Genomic DNA, 4,611 nt, shown 5'->3' with positions numbered 1-4,611 from the left:
ACGAGAACCGGCAAAATACTCTCGTTCTTTTATATACGCGATGGGCCGCCCGGATGTTCGAACCTCAGTCGCCTCACTTCGTTCGCTCCCTGCTTCAAATCCCTCCACGCAGGGCTGTTCAGTCTCACTTCGTTCGACAGAAAGAGCCGGTGGAGGGATTTGAACCCTCGGCCTATTCCTTACGAAGGAATCGCTCTGCCAGCTGAGCTACACCGGCGCGGTGGGCTTTCGAACGCATCCTATCGTATTCCGATGACAAAGAAAAGGCTTCCGAATCAGCGCGCAGTGAGCGTCACGTCAACACACACGTTGTGCTCGTGCGGCGCGTACGACCGGACGACCCGCTCGGTGTCCACCCGGACGTCGTACTGCGGTTCCGCCGCCTCCCGAATCGCTTCGATACCGGGGCCGAACGGGTCGTCCTCGTGCTGGATGTCGTAGTAGTGGAGGACGCACTCGTCGCCTGCGAGTCGGACCGCGGTGTCGAGGAAGTCGTCGGCGCTGTGGGGGAGGTTCATCACCAGACGCTCGGCCCAGCCCTCGTAGTCGTCGGCCACCTCGCGCACGTCGCCCTGCATCGCGGTCACGCGCTCTGCGACGCCGTTGCGCCGCGCGTTCTCCCGGAGGTAGTCGACGGCGACGGGGTTGAGGTCGCATCCGACCGCCTCCGCGCCGCGCTTGGCCATCGGGACGACGAACGGCCCGACGCCGGCGAACATGTCGAAGACGCGTTCGCCCTCGTGGACCTGTTCGACCACGCGGTGGCGTTCGGTCGCCAGTCGGGGGGAGAAGTAGACCTCGGCGATGTCGAGGAGGAACTCGCAACCGTACTCGCGGTGGACCGTCTCCGTCGCGGTCGAGTGCGCCGAACGGTCGCTCGGCGAGTCGTCCTCCGCGGCGGCGTCCACGAGGACGTCCCAGTCGCGGACCCGGAGTTCACCCTTCACCTTCGAGGCGCGGTTGACGACGGTCCGCGCGCGGAGGTCCGAGGCGGCGATGGCATCGGCGATACGCCTGGCGCGTTCGGGGTCGTCCTCGTCCAGAATCACCACGTCGCCGAGGCGTTCGTACGTCGGTTCGAAGCCGAGGACGTCTTCGGGCATCGTCTGCGTCTCGCGGGGCGGCGCGTCGAACTCGACCACGTCGTACGCGTCTCCGGCCGCAGTCGCGTCCGTCACGGGGATGTAGAGTGACCCCTCGCGGGCGGTGATCTGGAAGGACTGGTCCACCAGGTCCCGGTCCGCGAGGCGCGCCGCGTCGCCTCCCCCTCGTCGGTCGAGACGCGGACGCACGGAACGTTCATGCGCGATGCTGACGGTGCGGCGGAGTAAGCGTGACGCTTCGGCGGCCGGCGACTGGCGACTGGCGACGGACGGCCGGCCCGCGGCGACGAGGGGCGTCGGAGGGCGCACGGGGGGCCGTCAGCAGACGACGACCGGTTCGGACGCGCGGCGGCCCTCCTCTACCCGACCCAACCACTCGCTCACGGCGACGGTGTGGCCGCCGCGGACGTGCGGGACCACGTTCGTCAGGACGCCGTCCTCGTAGACGGCGACGACGATGGGCGGCAGATACTGCGCCTCGTGTTCCGGCCCCATCCGTCCCGTCCCGACCGTCGCCTCGCGGTCGAACTCCGGAAGCCTCGCGCTCGTCACCCGCGCCCACTCGCGGAAGTCGGCCACGCGCCGTCGTGCGAGTCGCTTCCGCGGTTCGACCGGTTCGCCGAGGAACACCGTACGGTCCCACTCGCGGACCACGACCCTGTCGGCGTAGCGTCGCGTTCGAGACGGCGAATCCGGCCGACGCAGGGATGCTCGCGGTGCGCTTCGTCCGGGGTGTGTCTCGTCCACACCTCGATAGTGCGGCCGTTGGCGGGCACCGCCGTCGCCGGCGTTCGGGTCGTCGCCTCCTTCGAGTGTTTCATCTCTGACACCTCCTCGTTCGAACCCACGCGCTCGGCGCGCATGAACCGCGTGACCGGTTCCCGCGGCGTGGGAACGGGGCCAGCATCGACCGGGAGGCGGCCGGCCTGCGAGTCACCGCGGCGTTCAAGCCCCGGCCGCCCGTCACGGCCCCTGTGTCACCCACGCGCGTTCGACCGACGACCGCAGACGCACGGACGACGGGGCGGGAGCGATGACGCCGTCGCTCCCCGACGCCCTCGGCATCGGCGACGACTCCGTCCTCGCCGTCGTCGGCGCCGGCGGCAAGAAGACCGCGCTGTACCGCCTCGCGGCCGAACTGTCCGACGCGGTACTCACGGCGACGGTCCGCATCCCCATCTTCGACGACCACGTCGAACGCGTCGCCGTCACCGACGACCCCGCGTCGGCCGCGGCACGGGTCGCCGAACGACCGCTCGGTCTGGTCCCCGAACGGGAACGGGCGGACCGCTACCGCGGGTACGACCCGAGCGTCGTCGACGAACTCGCCGCGGCGGGCGAGACGCCGCTTCTGGTGAAGGCGGACGGCGCGAGAAATCGCCTGTTCAAGGCCCCCGGCGAGGCGAACCGCAGATACCCGACGCCGCGACGGTGGTCGCGCCGGTGGCGTCGGCCCGGGTCGTCGGCCAACCGCTCTCGGCGGAGGCGGTCCACCGGCCGGAACGGGTCGCCGAACTCACCGACTGCGCGCCGGGCGAGACGGTTCGCCCCGCCCACGTCGCCGCGGTGCTCGCCGACGCGACGGGCGGCCTGCGGGGCGTCCCCGACGGCGCGTCGGTCGTGCCCGTCGTGAACATGGCCGACACGCCCGCACTCGAATCGGTCGGCCGGGAGGTGGCGGCGGGCGTCCTCGACCGGGCGCCGGCCGTCTCGCGCGTCCTCGTCACTCGGCTGAACGCCGAGGCGGCCGTCGTCGACGTGGTCGAACGCGACCGAACCGCGTCGTCACTCTAACGCCTGCTCCGCGGCCCGCAACTCCGCTCGCGTGTTGACGTTCTCGAACGTCGCAGACGCGGCGCGGTTCCTGACCTCCGCTTCGGTCACGGTCACGCACGACGCCAGTTCGTCCACCGCCGCGAGGACCTTCCGCTCCCCGCGGTCGAGCGCGCGTTCGCACGCCGCGACCATCGCCGCGGTCCGGTAGACGGCCTGCGTCGGCTGGTACCACTCGCCGTCGGGGCGCGGGACGGCGGCGTCGTGACCCGCCGCCCGGTCGAACAGGTACGAGACGAACGCGGGGTCGACGAACGGCATGTCGCAGGCGACGACGGCGGCGTACTCGGACTCGACGGCCGACAGGCCGGTGTGGATGCCGGCCATCGGTCCGCGGTCCGGCACGGGGTCGGTGGCGAGGGCGACGGGGACGTCGCAGCCCTCGACGGCCGCCCGAAACGCCGCCCGCTGGTCGTCGCGGCAGTTCACGACGAGTCGGTCGCAGACGCGGGCGAGTCTGTCGGCGACGCGTCGGACGAGGGGACGGCCGGCCAGTTCGGCCAGCGCCTTGTCGCCGTCCCCGAAGCGCGTGGAGTAGCCGCCGCCGAGAATCACTCCCTCGCGCGTCGATGCCTCGCTCATACCTCGTCACTCTCGGCACGCACAGAAAAATCCGGAGGCAGAGTCGGTGGGGGACGCGGCGGCGCTCGAACGCGGCGATGCTCGGGACGCGACGCCGGTCGGAGCGACACTCTTGGGAGTGGCGACCGTACCGGAGGTATGGCCTACCGTGCCGTCCTCGCGAACCGCGACATCCGCTGTGAGGGGTACACGATGACCGACCACGGCGTCGAACTGTACGACGAGGAGGAGACGTTCCTGGCGTTCGTCCCGTACGAGCACCTGCACTCGCTGTTGGACGAAGAGGCGACGACGGAACCGGACCCGGCGATACTCTGAGTCGGACGCGGAGGGCCGCTCCGCCCCGGACCGTCGCTACGCTCCCGCTTCCGACTCGGCGCTGCCGACGAACGGCGTCGCGTCCCACACTTCGAGCAGTTCCTGATAGCGGTTGCGGATGGTCACTTCGGAGATGTCGGTCACCTCGCTGACCTCGTGTTGGGTCACGTCCTCGTTCGTCAGTTGCGCGGCGGCGTAGAGAGCGGCCGCCGCGAGGCCGACGGGCGACTTGCCGGAGTGGACGTTCGCCTCCTTCGCGTTCTCTATCAGTTCCCGAGCGGTGCGTTCGGTCTCCTTCGGAACGTCGATGTCGGAGGAGAACCGCGGGAGGTACTCCGTCGGGTCGGCGGGCTTGATTTCGAGGCTGAGTTCCCGGACGATGTAGCGATACGCGCGCTCGAACTCGTCCTCGTCGACGCGGGAGACGCGCGCCACCTCGTCGAGCGACCGGGGAACCTGCGCCATGCGCGCGGCGGCGTGTAGCGACGCGGTGGCGATGCCCTCGATGGACCGGCCGGGGAGCAGGTCGTCCTCCAGTGCGCGCCGGTAGATGACGCTCGACGTCTCGCGGACGTTGTCGGGGAGTCCGAGCGCCGACGCCATCCGGTCTATCTCACCGAGCGCCTGCTTCAGGTTGCGCTCTTTGGAGTCTCGCGTGCGGAAGCGCTCGTTCCACGTGCGCAGTCGCTGCATCTTCTGACGCTGGTTCGACGACAGGGAGTTGCCGTGCGTCCTTGTCCTGCCAGCCGATGTTCGTCGACAACCCCTTGTCGTG

General features: G+C 70.0%; 3 protein-coding genes, 1 tRNA gene and 3 pseudogenes. 2 read left to right on the top strand and 5 right to left on the bottom strand.

Features of this window, described 5'->3' with window-relative positions; translation table 11 throughout:
* Positions 1–144 precede the first annotated feature (144 nt).
* The 3 genes and pseudogenes from GJ632_RS19605 to GJ632_RS19595 all read right to left on the bottom strand — a co-directional run bounded on the left by GJ632_RS19605 (position 145) and on the right by GJ632_RS19595 (position 1,850).
* Positions 145–217, bottom strand: a tRNA-Thr gene (locus GJ632_RS19605).
* 58 nt (positions 218–275) lie between these two features.
* A pseudogene (locus GJ632_RS19600) lies at positions 276–1,303 on the bottom strand (class I SAM-dependent methyltransferase).
* A 118-nt stretch (positions 1,304–1,421) separates the two neighbouring features.
* Positions 1,422–1,850, bottom strand: coding sequence for an HTH domain-containing protein (locus GJ632_RS19595; protein ID WP_191453818.1), 429 nt, complete (start codon positions 1,848–1,850; stop codon positions 1,422–1,424).
* 286 nt (positions 1,851–2,136) lie between these two features.
* Between GJ632_RS19595 and yqeC the strand changes: the two are divergent.
* Positions 2,137–2,897 (top strand): annotated as a pseudogene (gene yqeC, locus GJ632_RS19590) (selenium cofactor biosynthesis protein YqeC).
* Here yqeC and GJ632_RS19585 read toward each other — a convergent pair.
* Positions 2,889–3,518, bottom strand: a complete 630-nt coding sequence (locus GJ632_RS19585) for a molybdenum cofactor guanylyltransferase (RefSeq protein WP_191453817.1) — start codon at positions 3,516–3,518, stop codon at positions 2,889–2,891. The pseudogene yqeC and the gene GJ632_RS19585 overlap by 9 nt on opposite strands.
* Positions 3,519–3,656: 138 nt before the next feature.
* On the opposite strand from GJ632_RS19585, the gene GJ632_RS19580 reads away from it, so the two are divergent.
* Positions 3,657–3,836 (top strand): hypothetical protein, encoded by a 180-nt coding sequence (locus GJ632_RS19580; RefSeq protein WP_089805606.1) that lies wholly within the window; start codon positions 3,657–3,659, stop codon positions 3,834–3,836.
* 36 nt (positions 3,837–3,872) lie between these two features.
* Here the strand turns inward: GJ632_RS19580 and GJ632_RS19575 are convergent.
* A pseudogene (locus GJ632_RS19575) lies at positions 3,873–4,611 on the bottom strand (transcription initiation factor IIB family protein); the annotation flags it as partial.

It is taken from the genome of Halogeometricum sp. CBA1124 (assembly GCF_009741955.1).
GTDB lineage: Archaea > Halobacteriota > Halobacteria > Halobacteriales > Haloferacaceae > Halogeometricum > Halogeometricum rufum.
The sequence above is the reverse complement of the archived record's forward strand: the minus strand, read 5'-3'. Positions and strand labels throughout refer to the sequence as shown.

Coding starts and splice junctions, on each gene's coding strand:
- GJ632_RS19585 (WP_191453817.1), bottom strand. CDS start 3,518: ATGAGCGAGGCATCGACGCGCGAGGGAGTGATTCTCGGCGGCGGCTAC.
- GJ632_RS19580 (WP_089805606.1), top strand. CDS start 3,657: ATGGCCTACCGTGCCGTCCTCGCGAACCGCGACATCCGCTGTGAGGGG.